Raw genomic sequence first — 17,401 nt, 5'->3', positions numbered from 1 at the left:
CCTCGGTCTTGCTCATTCAAACCCGCCCAAAGTGCCTGTTTACGGCATGTTCGCAGCCTATTTTTGTTTTGTCGACAACCTCTGAGCCTTTCACGCCGGTGCTACGAACGCGTCCGTATGGGCTGCTAGCATGCGCGCATGAGCAACGTAGACCAGCCGAACGAGTCCATCGCGCCCGAGGGCGCCCGTCCCGATTCCGCTGCGACCGGCGCCGCGCCGATCGATCCACCCATGCGCGCCTCGCGCCCGGCGCGATCCGCCCCGCGTCCGCGCCGTGGCGGCAGCCTGGCACTCGCGGTGCTGCTGGCGCTGCTCGCGGTGGGCGTCTCCGGCTACGTCGGCTGGCGCCAATGGCAGCAAGAGCAGCGCAGCGCCGCTGACAACCAGAGTATCGCCAGCCTGCAGCCGCGCGTGGCCACGCTGGAAACCACGCTGACCACCCTCGGTGACCAGCGCAGCAGCCTGAACCAGCGGCTGGATGACGCGGCCCGGGTCAACCGTTCGCTGCGCGAGGAGCTGCTCGGTCAGGCCGAGCGCACGCGCCATCTCGAGGATGCGGTGGCCAAGCTGGCCGAGAAGAGCCTGAGCGGCCGCGACGGCGTGCTGCTGGACGAGGCCGAATCGCTGCTGCGCATGGCCGGCGAACGTTACACGCTGTTCCATGACGCGCAGGGCGCGGCCGCCGCGTATGCGCTGGCCGACCAGACCCTGGCCGCGGTCAACGACGGTGCCTTCGGCGGCCTGCGCCAGAGCGTCAACGCCGAGCGCGAGGCGCTGGTGAAGAGCCAGCCGGCCAGCCAGGCCAGCGCGCTGCAGCAGCTGGTGGCCTTGCGCGACGCACTCGCCACGCTGCCGCTGAAGCCGCTCGACAGCACCCCGACCGAGGCCACCGATACCTGGTCGCGCATCCGCCGCGCGCTCGCCAGCGTAGTCAGCGTGCAACGCGACGATGGCGCGCCGCTGGCGGTCGCCGATGCGCGCTTCGCGCGCGAACTGGCCGCGCTCGACCTGGCCCAGGCGCAGGCCGCCTTGCTGGCATACGACAGCAAGGGCTATGCGGTCGCACTGCAGCGGGTGGATGGCGCGCTGGCCAGCCAGTTCGACGCCAGGGCGCCGGCGGTGCAGCAGGCCCGCGAGACCTTGAAGCGGCTCGCCGGCCAGTTGCCGGCAAACGCGCCAGTGCAGTTGGGCGCCGCATTGAGCGAACTGCGCAATCTGCGCGCGGTGCATGCGCTCAGCCCCGCGCGCAGCAGTTCCGCGGCGGCGGGCGGGGCCCGGCCATGAGACCCTGGTACGCGATCGGCCTGCTGGTGCTCGCCGCCGCGCTGGCCGCCTTCGGCTGGCACTGGGTGGCGGAGGATCCTGGCTACGTGCTGCTGCGCCTGCGCGGCTGGCGGGTGGAGACCACGGTGGTGGCAGCGGTGGGCATGCTGCTGTTGGCGTGGGCGCTGGTCAGCGTGTTGTGGCTGCTGCTGCGCTGGCCGTTCGGCGCGTTCTCGCGGCGCCAACGACGGCTCAGCCAGCAGCGCCTCGGCGCCGGCCTGATCGCGTTGATGGAAGGCCGCCATGGCGACGCCGAGCGCGACCTCAACCGCGCTTCGCGGCTGGACAGCCTGCGCGGCCCGGCCCTGCTCGCCGCCGCCGAGGCCGCCCTGCGCCGCGGCGAACACGGCCGCGCGCTGGAAGCGCTGGACCAGGCGGCGCAGTCCGCACCGCAGGCGGCCCGCGTGCTGCGCGCCCGCCTGCTGCGCCGCGAAGGCAAGCCGGCCGAGGCGCTGGCGTTGCTTGCGCCTGAAGCGGACAAGGGCACGCTGACGCCGGGCGGCTGGCGCGAACTGGCGCACGCGGCGCTGGCCAGCGGCGACCTGCGGCGCGCGCGCGAAGCGCTGGCGCCGCTACAGAAGAGCGGCGCGCTCGGCCACCGCGCCTATGCCGCACTGGAAGCGCAGGTGCTGGTCGCCACCCTGCAGGCCGCGGTGGACGGCGCCGACCTCAACGCGTTGTGGACGCAGCTGCCGAAAACCCAGCGCCGGGTGCCCGCGGTGATCGACGCCTACGCCCGCCGCGCCGCCGCGTTCGGGCTGACCCTGCCGGCGATGGACGAAGTGGAATCCGCGCTGCGCCGCGAGTGGTCGCCGCTGTTGATCGAAACCTACGGCAGCCTGGCCGGCGACGACGTCGAGGCGCGCCTGCGCCGCGCCGAAGGCTGGCTCGACGCGCACCCGAACGACGCCAACCTGCTGCTCACGCTCGGCCGCATGTGCGTGCGGCTGAAGCTATGGGGCAAGGCGCGGCAATACCTGCAGCGCTCGCTGGCGCTGGCGCCAGGCAGTGCCGCCTGGGAAGCCCTGGGCGACGCGTTCGCAGGCCAGGGCGATACGGAGCAGGCGCAACGCTGCTATCGCAACGCACTGGCGTTCGCCCGTGGCGATGCGGTTGTTCCGCTGGCGCAAACCGCCAACCCCGGTCAGCCCGATACGCAGCCGATTGCGATCGAGGAGCGCGACATGCATGGGGTGCCGCGGTTGCGCGAGTAGATCCTGGCGGCGACATGGCAGGGCTGGGCCATCGGATGCCTACCGGGCCGCTGGCAGGTCGAACAGCTTCGGATCACAGGTTGCGGCGACGTCGTAGCCGAAGGCGTAGTAAAGCTGCGACTTCAGCTTGCCATCGGCGATCAGGAACAGGTTGCTGCCCTCACTGCCCAGGCAGGTTTGTACGCGAGGCGTGTTGCCTGCCGATGCCGTTCCGATGTGAAGAATCGTTCCGGCAGATGCCGGGTCGGCACTCACCGTTGCCGCGCCGATCACCGCAGCCCCGATGAACGGGTCGCCTTTCAACGCGGCCGGCGCCCGTTTCAGCCGATAGCGGAATACCGGATTGCCGAACAGCGCGTCGGTGACCGGCTCGGTCGATGCGCCTGGCGCCTCCAGTGCGTCGCCTTGCGGGTGCAGGCAGCACTGCACGGCACCGCCAGCGGTGGGATATTGCAGCTGGATCGTGGCCGTCGCGGCAAGATGGCCATCGGTGGTGTAAAGCCAGGCTATGCCGTCGGTGGCGGCCACGAAGCCGGTTTCGACCCTGGCAACGTCCTTTGCCGGTTCGGCAGCACACACCGCGGCGGCGGTACAGGCCAGCACGATCAGGGTGCGATGTATAGGTCTCATCATCGTTCCGTCGTCCGACCCGGGTGGCGGGAGCAGGTTATCGGAATTTCCCTGGACGGTGCTGGGTCAAGCTAAATCCGCGGTTGGCACGAATCAAGCCGGTTGGCACGAGTCGTTGCGGCCGCGGGCAAGTGTTCCGGACCGCGAACTTCCATCCGCCATGCCGGTCCCATGCCAGACCCTGACCGGAGCAACGCATGGAACACGGACACGTCGGACTTCTGGGTATGGCTTGCATCGGCCTGCTGATCGCCACTTCCGCCATGGCTGGATCGCCAGCGCCCGCGACGACGCCGGATAGTTACGCGAAGCCGGACCAACGCGTCGCCATCGGCCACGGGCGCAGCCTCAACCTGCGCTGCAGCGGCAGCGGGGCGGTGACGGTGCTGCTGGAGTCCGGCTCGCACGCCGACTCGCAGAGCTGGTTCCGCGTGCAGCCGCTGCTGGCGGCGCAGGCGCGCGTGTGTTCCTACGACCGCGCGGGCTACGGTTTCAGCGACGCGGGCCCGCTGCCGCGCGGGCTCGATGCCGACGTGGCCGACCTGCATGCGCTGATTCGCGCGGCCGACCTGCATGTGCCGCTGGTGCTGGTGGGGCATTCGCTGGGCAGCAACATCGTGCGCCGCTACGCCAGCGAGCATGCCGGCGACGTCGCCGGCATGGTGCTGGTCGATCCGCCTGCCCAGGACCTGGGCCGTTTCCTGCCGGCGCAGTGGATGAAGGACGATGCGGCACTGAACCGGCAGCGCGATGCGTTCATCGCCAGCTGCGAGCAGGGCGCCGAACATGGCCAGTTGGCTGCACCGTCGCCGGCGCTGGCGCAGTGCATCGGCGGGCCGGCGCCATGGGAAAGCCCGGCCGTGGCGGCAGCCAAGCACGCGCGCAAGCTGCAGCCGGCGTTCTGGCATACCTTGCGTTCGGAGCTGGCGCAGAACGTGTCGGTGTTCGCGCCGCCGGTGCCGGCGGACGAATCGCACGGCGATACCCCACTGGTGGTGCTGCAGGCCGCGGGCACCTATGCCGACGCGCCGGCGGGCATGCGCAAGTCGCTGGAGGCGGCGCGTGACGCAACCCAGCAGCGCATCGTGGCGAGTTCGACCCGCGGCGAACTGCGCAAGGTGGCCGATACCTCGCACGACATCGAGATGGACCAGCCGCAAGCCGTGGCCGATGCGGTCACGCGCGTGCTGAAGCAACTCGCGGCGAAGCACGGTTGACGGCTACAGCGGCGTGAGGTTGGCGTAGGCCGCCACCAGCCACTTGCTGCCGGCGCCTTCGAAGTTCACCTGCAGGCGGGTGTGCGCGCCGCTGCCTTCGGCGCTGATCACCACGCCCTCGCCGAAGCTGGGATGGCTGACGCGCTGGCCGAGTTTCACCGGCAGCGCTTCCTCCAGCGACGGCGCGATCTCGTGCGGGCGGCCGGCGTACAGCGGGCGGGTGACGTGCACGCGCGGGCGCACCTCGTCGATCAGTTCGGCGGGCATTTCGCCGAGGAAGCGCGACGGCCGCGCCAGCATCTCGGTGCCGTGCATGCGACGCGATTCGGCGTGGGTGACTACCAGCCTCTCGCGGGCGCGGGTGATGCCGACGTAGGCGAGCCGGCGTTCCTCCTCCAGCCGGCCCTCGTCCTCGGTGGAGCGCTGGCTGGGGAACAGGCCCTCCTCCATGCCGACCAGGAACACCAGCGGAAACTCCAGACCCTTGGCCGAGTGCAGCGTCATCAGCTGCACGCAGTCGTCCCAGGCTTCGCCCTGGTTCTCACCCGCCTCCAGAGTGGCGTGCGAGAGGAACGCGGAGAGTTCGCTCAGGCCGGCGTCGATGTCTTCGGCGGTACGCTCGAAGCGGCTGGCCACGTTGACCAGCTCGTCCAGGTTCTCCACCCGCGACTCGGCGTTGCCGCGTGAATCCTTCTCGTAGAAGTCGCGCAGGCCGGTGTGGGTGATCGCGTGGTCGATCTGTTCGGCCAGGGTGAGGCCTTGGCTCCCCTCTCCCTCCGGGAGAGGGGCTGGGGGTGAGGGTACGGGCGGAGCGGAGCCTTCCGGCGATCCCGTACCCTCACCCCAACCCCTCTCACCCGCAAGGGGACTCCCTGAGGGTCGCCGGAGGGAGAGGGGCCTGAAGGCGTGTGCCATCTGGTCGATCAAGGCCAGGAACCCTTTCACCGCATTCTTCGCGCGGCCGGCCAGTTCGTTGCCGCCGGCCAGCTCGGCCAGCGCGGCTTCCCACAGCGAGGTGTCCTCCGCGCGGGCGCGGCGGCGCAGCGCGTCCAGCGTGCGCTCGCCGATGCCGCGCGGTGGGGTGTTCACCGCGCGCTCGAACGCGGCGTCGTCGTGGCGGTTGGCGGTGAGGCGAAGATAGGCCAGCGCATCCTTGACCTCGGCGCGCTCGAAGAAGCGCTGCCCGCCGTAGACGCGGTAGCCGATGTTGCGCTGGGCCAGCTGCTCCTCGAAGTTGCGCGACTGCGCGTTCGAGCGGTACAGGATCGCGCAGTCCTTCGCTGAACCCTGCTCGTCGATATATTCGCGGATGCGCTCGACCACGAAGCGCGCCTCGTCCTGTTCGTTGTAGGCCGCATACAGCGCGATGCGCTGGCCATCCTCGCCCGCGGTCCACAGCTGCTTGCCGAGGCGGCTGCCGTTGCGCTGGATCACGCTGTTGGCGGCCTTCAGGATGGTCGAGGTGGAGCGGTAGTTCTGTTCCAGCTTGATCGTGCGTGCGCCGGGGAAGTCGCGCAGGAACTGCTGCACGTTCTCCACCTTGGCGCCGCGCCAGCCGTAGATCGCCTGGTCGTCGTCGCCGACCACGAACACCTGGCCGGTGTTTCCCGCCAGCACGCGGATCCACGCGTACTGCAGCGTGTTGGTGTCCTGGAACTCGTCGACCAGCAGATAGCGCCAGCGCTGCTGGTAGTGCGCAAGCACGGCCGGGTTCTTCAGCCACAGCTCGTGCGCGCGCAGCAGCAGTTCGGCGAAGTCGACCAGGCCGGCGCGGCGGCAGGCGTCCTCGTAGGCCTGGTAGATGCGCACGAAGGTCTGCGTGACCGGATGCTCGCGGTGCTCGATCGCATCGGGCCGCTTGCCCTCGTCCTTCCAGTTGTTGATCTGCCAGCAGGCCTGGCGCGGTGGGAACTTCGCATCGTCCAGGCCCAGCCCGGCGATGACGCGCTTGACCAGCCGCAGCTGGTCGTCGGCGTCGAGGATCTGGAACGCTTCGGGCAAGCCCGCCTCGCGCCAGTGCCGGCGCAGCAGCCGGTGCGCGATGCCGTGGAAGGTGCCCACGGTGAGGCCCTGGGTGCCGCCCGGAATCAGCGCTTCCAGCCGCGCGCGCATCTCGCCGGCGGCCTTGTTGGTGAAGGTGACGGCGAGGATCGCCCACGGCGGCACCCGCTCGGCCTGGGTCAACCAGCCGATGCGGTGGGTCAGCACGCGGGTCTTGCCGGAGCCGGCGCCGGCCAGCACCAGGTAATGGCCGGGCGGGGCGCACACGGCTTCGCGCTGGGCGGCGTTGAGCGGGTCGATCAGGTACGAGACATCCATCGCACCCATTGTAGTGGGCACCGACAAAAACCGCCGCGCAGGCGGCGTTTTTCCTCACGGCGAAACGGGGCCTGGCTCAGCGCTTCTGCAGGAAGCCGCCCAGCGCCAGCAGCGCGCCGACCACGATGCTGGCGATGCCGATCCATTGCGGCACGCCCTTGTCGTGGGTGGCGGTGACCTTCGCCGAGCCGATCTGCAGCAGCGTGTCGGTGGTCTGGTAGCTGGCGTGGCCGAACACCACCCACAAGCCCGCGACCAGCAGGACCAGACCGACGACGATCAGTGCGAAGCGCATGGGTTCTTCCGGCGGGGGAACGAGCTTCGAGTATGCCGGGGCGGCTCGCACAGATGAAGTGCACAGGGCCTGGACAAAACGCTGGGATGGAACGGCTCATTCCGAAGAGTGAGGCCTGGATGGCCGCCTTTTGATCTTGTTCTGCACTCAGGGATGAGCGCACATCGCAGAGTGCGGTCATGGATGGCCGCTTCTTGAACTTGGCGTTCATGGACGAACGCACAAATACCGCGCAAAAAAAGCCCCGGAGGCTAGGGGGAGCCTCCGGGGCGAGGCAGGCGCAAAGACCTAGGGGAGAGGTTTGCGTCTGTGGCTGCCCAGGGAGGTGGGCTCGCCGTGGATGCCGTTGCGTGCATCCGTGGAGTTAGTGCGCGGTTTGCCGAAAAAGTTGCAGGGTTTCCGAAGAAATTTAAAGGCGGTTCATCCTCATGAAACGTTAACCGTCAAGTCCTTGTTGCGCATGTGAAACCGCGATCGGCGGCGTCAATGCGCTTCGTCCCAGTTCGCACCCACGCCGACGTCGACCAGTAGCGGCACCGCCAGTTGCGCCGCGCCGGACATCCGTTCGTTCACCGCGGCGCGGACGGCGTCGACGGCCTCCGCCTGTACCTCGAACACCAGCTCGTCGTGCACCTGCATCAGCATGTGGGCGTCGTCGCGATCGGCCAGCCACGCCGCCACGCCGATCATCGCGCGTTTGATGATGTCCGCCGCGCTGCCCTGCATCGGCGCGTTCACCGCGGCGCGCTCGGCGCCCTGGCGCAGGCCGGCGTTGCGCGAGGTGAGGTTCTCCAGGTACAGGCGGCGGCCGAAGATCGTCTCCACGTAGCCGTCGCGATGGGCCTGTTCGCGGGTGGCGTCCATGAACGCGCGCACGCCGGGGTAGCGGGAAAAATAACGCGCCATGTAGTCGCTGGCTTCGCCACGGTCCACGCCGAGCTGGCGCGCCAGGCCGAACGCGCTCATGCCGTACATCAAGCCGAAGTTGATCGCCTTGGCGGCGCGGCGCTGGTTGGCGCTGACCTCCTCGGGCTTCAGCCCGAACACCTCGGCGGCGGTGGCGCGGTGCACGTCGCCGCCCTCGCGGAACGCCTTGAGCAGGCCCTCGTCGCCGGACAGGTGCGCCATGATGCGCAGCTCGATCTGCGAGTAGTCCGCCGCCATCACCCGCCAGCCCGGCGGCGCGATGAAGGCCTGGCGGATGCGTCGGCCTTCCTCGGTGCGTACCGGGATGTTCTGCAGGTTCGGATCGGACGAGGAAATCCGCCCGGTCGCCACCGAGCCCTGGTGGTAGCTGGTGTGCACGCGCCCGGTGCGCGGGTTGACGATGCTGGACAGCTTGTCCGTGTACGTGCTGCGCAGCTTGGCCAGACCGCGATAGTCAAGGATCAGCCGCGGCAGTTCGTGGGTGTCGGCGATCGCCTCAAGCGCCTCTTCGTTGGTGGACGGCTGGCCGGTCGGCGTCTTCAGTTTCGCTTCGAGGTGCAGTTCGTCGAACAGCACGGCCTGCAGCTGCTTCGGCGAATCGAGGTTGAACTCGCGCCCGGCCAGCGCGTACGACTGCTGCTGCAGTTCCAGCATGCGCTTGCCCAGCTGCTGGCTCTGCCGGCGCAGCTCGTCGCCGTCGATCAGCACGCCGCGGCGCTCCATCTCGGCCAGCACCGGCACCAGCGGGATCTCGATCTCCTCGTACACGCGGCGCAGCGACGGCACGCTCTCCAGCTTCGGCCACAGCGCATGGTGCAGGCGCAGGGTGACGTCGGCGTCCTCGGCGGCGTAGCGGCAGGCGGTGTCCAGGTCCACCTGCGAAAAGGAAATCTGCCTGGCGCCCTTGCCGGCGACCTGCTCGTACTTCACCGTGTCGTAGCCGAGGTACTTCTTCGCCAGCGAGTCCATGTCGTGGCGCGTGGCGGTGGTGTTCCACACGTAGGACTCCAGCATCGAGTCGTGCTTGAGCCCCTGCACGGCGATGCCGTAGTGCGACAGGATGTTGATGTCGTACTTCGCGTGCTGGCCCAGTTTGGGCCGCGCCGGATCCTCGAAGATGGGCTTCAAGGCGGCGAGCACGCTGTCGCGATCGAGCTGCTTCGGCACGCCGGGATAGTCGTGGTCGAGCGGGATGTAGCAGGCCTTGCCCGGCTCCACCGCGAGGCTGAGGCCGACGATGTCCGCGCGCATCGCGTCGATGCTGGTGGTTTCGGTGTCGAACGCGATCAGTTCGGCGTTGCGGAGTTTTTCCAGCCAAGCGTCGAGCTGTGCCTGGGTGGTGACGAGTTCGTAGTCGCCTTTCGCCGAGAATTCGAAGCCCCTCTCCCCTCGGGAGAGGGGTTGGGATGAGGGTTCGGTCGAGCCGTGCGCTCCGGTCGCACCCTCACCCCCGGCCCCTCTCCCAAGGGGAGAGGGGAGAGAAGCGTCCGTGTCGGCATCCAGCTCCTTCAGCGCCGCCTTGAATTCGTAGCGCGTGTACAGCTCGCGCAGCAGCGTGGTGTCGGCCTCGCGCCGGGTCAGGTCGGTGGGGCCGAACTCCAGCGCCACGTCGGTCTTGATCGTCGCCAGCTGGCGCGACAGCGGCAGCTGCGGCAGCGTGGCGCGCAGGCTCTCGCCGATCTTGCCGCCGATGCGGTCGGCATTGGCGATCACGCCGTCCAGCGTGGCGTATTCGGCCAGCCACTTGGCGGCGGTCTTCGGGCCGCACTTGGGCACGCCGGGGATGTTGTCGATGGCGTCGCCGGTGAGGGCGAGGAAGTCGATGATCTGCTCCGGCTGCACGCCGAACTTGGCCAGCACGCCGGCGCGATCCGTCGTGGTGCCGGTCATGGTGTTGACCAGGGTGACGCGCGGGCCGACCAGCTGCGCCATGTCCTTGTCGCTGGTGGAAACCTCCACCTCGATGCCGAGCGCCTGCGCCTGCAGCGCCAGCGTGCCGATCACGTCATCGCCCTCCACGCCGTCCACGCGCAGGATCGGGAAGCCCAGCGCGCCCACGGTCGCCAGCATCGGCTCGACCTGGGAGCGCAGCTCCTCCGGCATCGGCGGGCGGTTCGCCTTGTAGCGGTCGTACAGCGCGTCGCGGAAGGTGGGGCCGGGCGCATCGCTGACGAAGGCCAGGTAGTCGGGGTTCGCCTTCAAGGTGGCACGCAGCATGTTGACCACGCCGAACAGCGCGCCGGTGGGCTCGCCGCGCGCATTGGAGAGCGGCGGCAGCGCGTGGAACGCGCGGTACAGGTAGGACGAGCCGTCGATCAGGATGAGTTTGGGCATGGTGTGCTTCGCGTGAGTCAGCATACCCCGCCCATTCTCGCATGCACGGCGAAACGTCGCGCTTCACGAGCGGCCGCCGACGGACTGTTATGCTGCTGTCCCCAAACGAGGTTGCCGTCATGAAAACCGCTGCCTTGCTGGTTGCCGCCAGCGTCCTGTTCACGTCGAGCGTACTGGCGCAGTCGGCCCCATCGGCGAGCGTGCCGCCACCCCCGGGGATCAACGACCCGGGCGTGAAGGCGGTGGAACCCCCGGCCAAGCCGGCGGTCAGGCATCGCTCGACCCACGTCGCGCCGTCCGCGTCCGGCCAGTCGCTGGATCTGAAGCCGCAGGCGCTGCCCGCAATGCGCGACGAAGGCAGCGCGCAGAGCGGCCGCGAGCAGGCGCCGCCGGAAGTGCGGATCCGCCAGGAAGGCGACAACAGCATCCAGGAATACAGCCGCAACGGCCGCGTCTACATGGTGGTGGTCACCCCGAAGAACGGCATCCAGCAGACCTACATGGTTGATCCGCAGGGCCGGCTGGTCGACGAGCACGGCATGAAGCCGGTGGGGCCGGTGATGTACAAGGTGCTGGAGTGGGGCAAGAGCCGGCCGCCAGCCGAGAATGCCAGCGAGGCGCCGCCGGCCGACAGCGGCCACTGAGAGGTGCACCGCGGGTCTACGCCGGCTCGTCCAGTTCCGGATAGTGGCGAAAGATGCCGTTCTCGTTGAACGGCAGCCGCCGCGGTGAGGCCAGATAGGCCGCGACGCGCGACCGCTCGGCCACCCGCTGCTTCAGCGCTAGCAACAACGGCAGCCGGTGCCCGAGCTGCTGCATGGTGCGCGGGTACGCATACTCCAGCCCGCTGATCAGCTGGAACAACGAAAGGTCGACGTAGGAGTGTCCGTGCAGGGCATGCTGGCCGCCGCCGCGTTCCAGCACCTGCTCGAAGTAATCGAGGTATTTCGGCAGCCGCGTTGCGCGCAGGTCGGCCGCGCGGCGGAGCGCCTCCACGCGCTGGTCCTCGTAGTACAAGCTGCTGGCGATCGGGTGGTGCGAGTCGTGCACCTCGGCGACCAGGTCGGCGATGGTCAGCTGCAGCTGGTGGGCGTACAGCCGCCGACCCTCGCTTTCCGGCACCAAGCCGAGCGGCGGGCCGAGGTATTGCAGGATGTTCGCGGTTTGCGCGATCAGCAGGCGGCCAGCCTTGAGGAACGGCGGCGCGAACGGCAGCGCACCCTCGTGCACGCCGTCGAGGTAGCGCACGATGGCGTCGTCGCCCTGCTCGCGGGCCACGTCGACGTAGCTGGCGCCGGCGTCTTCCAGCGCCAGCCGCACGAACTCGCCGCGGCCCTGGATGCCGGTCCAGTAATACAGTTCGTAACGCATGGCCATGTCCCCGGACTGGATCCGATGCTGGCACGCGCGACTTCTACGGGACGTGTAGGAGCGCGCCCTGTGCGCGATGCTTTTCGTCACGTGACGCAAAAGCATCGCGCACAGGGTGCGCCTACATGGGGCCCTCGACCTCAGTGGCGGAAGTGGCGCATGCCGGTGAACACCATCGCCATGCCGTGCTCGTCGGCGGCGGCGATCACCTCGGCGTCGCGCATCGAGCCGCCGGGCTGGATCACCGCGCTGATGCCCGCGGCGGCGGCGGCGTCGATGCCATCGCGGAACGGGAAGAACGCATCGCTCGCCATCACCGAGCCGCGCACTTCGAGCTTTTCGTCGGCGGCCTTGATGCCGGCGATCTTCGCGCTGTAGACGCGGCTCATCTGGCCGGCGCCGATGCCGATGGTCTGGCGCTCCTTCGCATAGACGATGGCGTTGGACTTGACGAACTTGGCCACCTTCCAGGCGAAGATGAGGTCGTGGATCTGCGCTTCGGTGGGCGCCTTGCGGGTCACCACCTTCAGGTCCGCCGCGCTGATCATGCCGGTGTCGGCACTCTGGATCAGCAGACCGGAACCGACCCGCTTGGAATTCATGCCGGGGTGTGCGGCACGCAAGTCGCCGCCAGCAGGCGTCGGGATCACCAGCACGCGCACGTTGCCCTTCTTGTGGAAGGCCTTCAGCGCGTCATCCGCATAGGCCGGCGCCAGCACCACCTCGACGAACTGGCGCTCGACGATGGCCTTCGCGGTGGCGCCGTCGACTTCGCGGTTGAACGCGATGATGCCGCCGAAGGCGGAGGTGGGGTCGGTCTGGAAGGCCAGGTCATACGCCTTGCCGATGCCGTCCAGGCTCACCGCCACGCCGCACGGGTTGGCGTGCTTGACGATCACGCAGGCCGGCTTGACGAAGCTGCGCACGCATTCCCACGCGGCGTCGGCGTCGGCGATGTTGTTGAACGACAGCTCCTTGCCCTGCAGCTGACGGAAGGTGGCCAGCGTGCCCGGCGCCGGATACAGGTCGCGGTAGAACGCAGCCTGCTGGTGCGGGTTCTCGCCGTAGCGCAGGTCCATCAGCTTCACGAAGCGGCCGTTGACCTGACCCGGGAAGGCGGCATGGCCGGCGATCGCGTCCTGCGTGTCGTTGAGCTCCAGCCCGGACAGGTAGTCGCTGATCGCGCCGTCGTAGCTGGACACGTTGTTGAACGCCGCCACCGCGAGCCTGAAGCGGGTGGCGCGGGTGAGGCCGCCCTGGCTTTCGATCTCGGCCAGCGCGCTCTCGTACTGCTCAGGCGCGGTCAGCACGCCCACGTCGTTCCAGTTCTTCGCCGCCGAGCGCAGCATCGCCGGGCCGCCGATGTCGATGTTCTCGATCGCCTGCTCCAGCGTGCAATCGGGCTTCGCCACGGTGCTCTCGAACGGGTAGAGATTGAGCACCAGCAGGTCGATCGGCGCGATGCCCAGCTCGGCCATCACCTGGTCGTCGGTGCCGCGGCGGCCGAGCAGACCGCCATGCACCTTCGGGTGCAGCGTCTTCACGCGGCCGTCCATGATCTCCGGAAAACCGGTGATGTCACTGACTTCGGTGACCGCGATGCCCGCTTCGCGCAGCGCCTTCGCGCTGCCACCGGTGGAAAGCAGCTCGATGCCCTTCGCGGCCAGCCGCCGGCCCAGCTCGATCAGCCCGCTCTTGTCGGAAACACTGAGCAGGGCGCGACGGACCGGGACGAGCTGGGGGGCGGACATGGATTACTCCGGGATTCGGGATTTGGGAGACGGGATTCGGGCGCGGAGGGGGAGCTGGACAATCGGGGTGGGATGAGTGCGCAGTACGCAGATGGCGAAGCGCTTGGGAGCCGGCTTTTGCAAATCCCGAATCCCGTCTCCCGAATCCGGGCTCTCAGAGCAAGCCGTGTGCAGCCAGCTTCTTGCGCAAGGTGGCGCGGTTGATGCCGAGCGCGCTGGCGGCGCGGCTCTGGTTGCCATCGTGGAATGCCAGCACCTCGCGCAGCAGCGGCACCTCGACCTCGTGCAGCACCAGCGCATGCAGGCCCTTGGCGCATTCGGTGTCGCCGATGTCGGCAAGGTAGCGGCGCACCATGCGGGTGACGCATTCGCTCAGCGCGCTCTGCCCTTGGAGGCTGGCGCCAGGCGAACCCGTGCCCTGCAACGAGGCCTGTTTTGCGGCCTCGGCAGCAGGCAGTCTTACAGCATTCACGGACATTTTCCCTCGCGTGCGAAGTGGCGACTGCATCGGTCGCTGCTTATGGTTATGGCTGCTCTTGCGTGTCGCGGCGTCTGTGGCATGTCGTCAGACATGTCGGCGCGAGCGGTCGAGTCTACCCGCGCGGGCCGACAATTTTAAGTACCGCGAACGTCATTATTCGAAACCGATCTCGAATGCCACCGCCTTGTCGCCCGGATCCTCCACCTCCAGCAGCAGCACGGCGCTGCCGCCAGGCGCCAGGCCATGGCGCTGGATGGTGGCGTCATCCAGGTAATCCGCCGGCTGCAGCCGACGCATGGCGATGCGCCGACCCTGTGCGTCGGACAGGGCGATCGTCAGCACCGGCCAGGGCTGGGCGAAGGCGGCATCGTTGCGCACGCTGGCGCTGATCATCAGCGCACCGGCGACGCTGGGATGGGCTTGCACGTTGCTGGCCAGCAGGTGCAGCTGCCGCGGCGCGGCGACCAGCGGCAGTTCGCAGCCGAGCATGGCGCAACCGCCGCGCAGCCAGTGGCCCACGACGGGTTGGCGGATCAGCTCGTCGCGCTTGGCCCAGGCCAGCTGCGCGGCGAGCAACAGCGTGAGCAACAGGCAAGCCACCATCCACGGCCAGTGCCGCTCGCCGGACGAGTACAGGTGCCGCCGGCTGCGTCGGGCCGCCCGTCCGTGCGGTGGCACACGCGGCTCGCGGGCGAAACGCGGTGCGAACACCAGTTGCGAAAAATCATCGATCGCCGGCCGCGGCGTGGCCGCGGCGACCGCCGCATTGGCAACGACTACCGCCGGCGGTTCGGGACGCGGTCGATAGACCACCAGGTCCAGTTGCGGCGGTTCCAGCGCGGGCTGGTTCAGCGACAGCTCGACAAACGGCTCCGGCGGCAGCTGCTCGGCGAGCGTGGCGAGGCTGTCGAAGCCGGCTTCACAATGCCCGCACACGACGTGGCCGTGCGCCTGCGCCAGCGTCTGCGCGTCAAGCGAAAACACGGACAGGCATTCGGGACACTGGGTATACATGCGGACCGTTGCGGATCGATACCCGGCAAGCTTAGCAGGGTGGTCGCGGCGGCTTCAGTGCATGCCCGACGCTATGGACGGCCATGCCGGCGACCTCGGCCAGATGCTCAGCGGCGGCGCCGGCCGCTGATGCGCACCCAGTCCTCGCGGGTGTCCACGCGCAGCTCGTCGAACCATTCGGCGTAGCGCTGCAGCAGCTCGTCCTGCTGGCCGGCAAGGATGCCGGAGATGGCGAACGGCGCGCCGGGCTTCGCGGCGGCGGCGAAGCTGGGGGCCAGTTCGCCGAGCGGGCCGGCCAGGATGTTGGCGATGAAGACGTCGGCCGCCTCGGTGTCGAAATCTTCCGGCAGGTACAGCGCGAGACGGTCGGCCACACCGTTGCGTTCAGCATTGTCGCGCGAGGCGGTGAGTGCCTGCGGGTCGTTGTCGATGCCGGTCGCGCTGGCGGCGCCCAGCTTCAGCGCGGCGATGGCCAGGATGCCCGAGCCGCAGCCGTAGTCGGTGATGGTCTTGCCGCCGAGGTCGAGGCCGTCCAGCCATTCCAGGCACAGCGCGGTGGTTGGATGGGTGCCGCTGCCGAAGGCGAGGCCGGGGTCGAGGCGTATCACGACGCGAGCGGAGGTGCCGGAGGGATCCTCATCCATCGGCGGCTCGATGTTCCACGGATAGATCCACAGCCGCCGGCCGAACGACATCGGCTTGAACTGGTCCATCCAGGCGCGTTCCCAATCCTGGTCGGCGACCTCGGTGAAGTCCAGCTGGCCGGGTTCGAGCCAGGGCAGCAGTTCGCTCAGCGCGGCGGCGAGGCCGCGGCGGTCGGCACGTTCGTCGAACAGTGCGTTGAGCGTGATCGTGGGCCACAGCGGCAGCTCGCCCACGCCCGGCTCGAAGATCGCCTGCTCGTCCGGCGTCTCGGCATCGGCGTCGCGTAGCGTGACCGACAACGCGCCGAGGTCTTCCAGCGCTTCTTCCGCGCGGGGCTGCTGTTCGATGCGGACGATCAGGGAGAGTTCGAGGAAAGGCATGGGCATGTTCGGTAGCGGTGGGAGCGCACCCTGTCCACAAGGGACTTCCTTCAGTGGTGCGCGATGCTCTTCGTCACGTGACGGAAAGGCATCGCGCACCGGGTGCGCTCCTACGTGAGGTCAGGCGGCGGTGGCGCCTTTATCCTTCTGCTCGGCCATCCGCTTCTCGAGGTAGTGGATGTTCTGGCCGCCGTGCTGGAAGCCGGCGTCGGCCATGATCCGCTGCTGCAGCGGGATATTGCACTTGACGCCTTCGATCACCGTCTCGGCCAGCGCCAGGCGCATGCGCGCGATGGCGGTCTCGCGGTCGGGGCCGTGCACGATCAGCTTGCCGATCATCGAGTCGTAGTTCGGCGGGATCTTGTAGCCGTCGTACAGGTGGGTGTCCACGCGCACGCCGGGGCCGCCGGGTGCCTCGAAGCGTTTCACCGTGCCTGGGCTGGGCATGAACGTGTCCGGATCCTCGGCGTTGATGCGGCACTCGATCGCGTGGCCGGTGATCTTCACGTCCTCCTGGCGAATCGACAGCTTCTCGCCGCCGGCGATCAACAGCTGCTCGCGCACCAGGTCCACGCCGGTGATGAACTCGGTCACCGGGTGCTCGACCTGGATGCGGGTGTTCATCTCGATGAAGTAAAAGCGGCCGTTCTCGAACAGGAACTCGAACGTGCCGGCGCCGCGGTAGCCGATGCGCAGGCAGGCGTCCACGCAGACCTTGCCGATCGTCGCGCGCTGCTCGGGCGTGATGCCCGGCGCCGGCGCTTCCTCCACCACCTTCTGGTGGCGGCGCTGCATCGAGCAGTCGCGCTCGCCCAGGTGGATGGCGTGGCCCTGGCCGTCGGCGAGCACCTGGACCTCCACGTGGCGCGGATTCTCCAGGAATTTCTCCATGTACACCTGGTCGTTGCCGAATGCCGCCTTGGCTTCCTGCTTGGTCATCACGATGGAGTTGCCCAGGTGCGCCTCGGTGCGCACCACGCGCATGCCGCGGCCGCCACCGCCGCCGGCGGCCTTGATGATCACCGGGTAGCCGATCTCGCGGGCGATTCGCATGTTCTCGTCGACGTCCTCGCCGAGCGGGCCGCCGGAACCCGGCACGCAGGGCACGCCGGCCGACTTCATCGTGCGGATCGCCTCGACCTTGTCGCCCATCAGGCGGATCACTTCGGCGGTCGGGCCGATGAAGACGAAGCCGGACTGCTCCACCTGCTCAGCGAAGTCGGCGCGCTCGGCGAGGAAGCCGTAGCCGGGGTGGATCGCCTGGGCGTCGGTGATCTCCGCCGCGGCGATGATCCGTGGGATGTTGAGGTAGCTGTCGACCGACGGCCCGGGGCCGATGCAGATCGACTCGTCGGCGAGGCCGACGTGCTTCAGATTGCGATCCACGGTGGAATGCACCGCCACGGTCTTGATGCCAAGGCTGTGGCAGGCGCGCAATACACGCAGCGCGATTTCGCCGCGGTTGGCGATGACGACTTTTTCTAGCATGGGATTCGGGAT

14 protein-coding genes are annotated in these 17,401 nt (G+C 68.6%); 4 read left to right on the top strand and 10 right to left on the bottom strand.

The window, feature by feature from the left end; all coding sequences use genetic code 11:
- Positions 1-138: 138 nt before the first annotated feature.
- Positions 139-1,284, top strand: a complete 1,146-nt coding sequence (locus tag AC3WTD_RS13305) for a uroporphyrinogen-III C-methyltransferase (RefSeq protein WP_492614051.1) — start codon at positions 139-141, stop codon at positions 1,282-1,284.
- Positions 1,281-2,537 carry a heme biosynthesis HemY N-terminal domain-containing protein gene (locus tag AC3WTD_RS13300; protein WP_492614050.1) on the top strand — a complete coding sequence of 419 codons (1,257 nt, stop codon included), beginning with the start codon at positions 1,281-1,283 and terminating at the stop codon, positions 2,535-2,537. Before AC3WTD_RS13305 ends, AC3WTD_RS13300 begins: the two co-directional genes overlap by 4 nt.
- Before the next feature lie 39 nt (positions 2,538-2,576).
- Here the strand turns inward: AC3WTD_RS13300 and AC3WTD_RS13295 are convergent, their stop codons facing one another.
- Positions 2,577-3,065 carry a hypothetical protein gene (locus AC3WTD_RS13295; protein ID WP_492614049.1) on the bottom strand — a complete coding sequence of 163 codons (489 nt, stop codon included), beginning with the start codon at positions 3,063-3,065 and terminating at the stop codon, positions 2,577-2,579.
- A gap of 299 nt (positions 3,066-3,364) precedes the next feature.
- On the opposite strand from AC3WTD_RS13295, the gene AC3WTD_RS13290 reads away from it, so the two are divergent.
- Positions 3,365-4,384, top strand: coding sequence for an alpha/beta fold hydrolase (locus AC3WTD_RS13290; protein WP_492614048.1), 1,020 nt, complete (start codon positions 3,365-3,367; stop codon positions 4,382-4,384).
- Positions 4,385-4,387: 3 nt separating this feature from the next.
- Here the strand turns inward: AC3WTD_RS13290 and AC3WTD_RS13285 are convergent, their stop codons facing one another.
- From AC3WTD_RS13285 to polA, 3 genes are all read right to left on the bottom strand, one after another.
- On the bottom strand, positions 4,388-6,703 hold the full coding sequence (locus tag AC3WTD_RS13285) for a 3'-5' exonuclease (RefSeq protein ID WP_235642461.1): 2,316 nt from the start codon (positions 6,701-6,703) through the stop codon (positions 4,388-4,390).
- Positions 6,704-6,779: 76 nt separating this feature from the next.
- Positions 6,780-6,998 (bottom strand): hypothetical protein, encoded by a 219-nt coding sequence (locus AC3WTD_RS13280; RefSeq protein WP_027491379.1) that lies wholly within the window; start codon positions 6,996-6,998, stop codon positions 6,780-6,782.
- A 483-nt stretch (positions 6,999-7,481) separates the two neighbouring features.
- Positions 7,482-10,259 carry a DNA polymerase I gene (gene polA, locus AC3WTD_RS13275; RefSeq protein WP_492614047.1) on the bottom strand — a complete coding sequence of 926 codons (2,778 nt, stop codon included), beginning with the start codon at positions 10,257-10,259 and terminating at the stop codon, positions 7,482-7,484.
- A 119-nt stretch (positions 10,260-10,378) separates the two neighbouring features.
- Between polA and AC3WTD_RS13270 the strand changes: the two genes are divergently transcribed.
- Positions 10,379-10,903 carry a DUF2782 domain-containing protein gene (locus tag AC3WTD_RS13270; protein WP_037088822.1) on the top strand — a complete coding sequence of 175 codons (525 nt, stop codon included), beginning with the start codon at positions 10,379-10,381 and terminating at the stop codon, positions 10,901-10,903.
- Positions 10,904-10,919: 16 nt separating this feature from the next.
- On the opposite strand, the gene AC3WTD_RS13265 is transcribed toward AC3WTD_RS13270, so the two are convergent.
- The 6 genes from AC3WTD_RS13265 to accC all read right to left on the bottom strand — a co-directional run bounded on the left by AC3WTD_RS13265 (position 10,920) and on the right by accC (position 17,389).
- Positions 10,920-11,630, bottom strand: a complete 711-nt coding sequence (locus AC3WTD_RS13265) for a glutathione S-transferase (RefSeq protein WP_027491382.1) — start codon at positions 11,628-11,630, stop codon at positions 10,920-10,922.
- Between the two features lie 140 nt (positions 11,631-11,770).
- Positions 11,771-13,381, bottom strand: coding sequence for a bifunctional phosphoribosylaminoimidazolecarboxamide formyltransferase/IMP cyclohydrolase (gene purH, locus AC3WTD_RS13260; protein WP_492614046.1), 1,611 nt, complete (start codon positions 13,379-13,381; stop codon positions 11,771-11,773).
- A gap of 154 nt (positions 13,382-13,535) precedes the next feature.
- Positions 13,536-13,859 carry a helix-turn-helix domain-containing protein gene (locus AC3WTD_RS13255; RefSeq protein ID WP_492614045.1) on the bottom strand — a complete coding sequence of 108 codons (324 nt, stop codon included), beginning with the start codon at positions 13,857-13,859 and terminating at the stop codon, positions 13,536-13,538.
- 156 nt (positions 13,860-14,015) lie between these two features.
- Entirely contained in the window at positions 14,016-14,876 is an 861-nt protein-coding gene (locus AC3WTD_RS13250) for a zinc-ribbon and DUF3426 domain-containing protein (RefSeq protein WP_027491385.1), read from the bottom strand.
- 107 nt (positions 14,877-14,983) lie between these two features.
- Positions 14,984-15,901 (bottom strand): 50S ribosomal protein L11 methyltransferase, encoded by a 918-nt coding sequence (gene prmA, locus AC3WTD_RS13245; protein WP_492614044.1) that lies wholly within the window; start codon positions 15,899-15,901, stop codon positions 14,984-14,986.
- Between the two features lie 120 nt (positions 15,902-16,021).
- Entirely contained in the window at positions 16,022-17,389 is a 1,368-nt protein-coding gene (gene accC, locus AC3WTD_RS13240) for an acetyl-CoA carboxylase biotin carboxylase subunit (RefSeq protein ID WP_027491387.1), read from the bottom strand.
- Between the last annotated feature and the right edge of the window lie 12 nt (positions 17,390-17,401).

The sequence above is a fragment of the Rhodanobacter sp. FW106-PBR-R2A-1-15 genome (genome assembly GCF_058789735.1).
The sequence above is the reverse complement of the archived record's forward strand: the minus strand, read 5'-3'. Positions and strand labels throughout refer to the sequence as shown.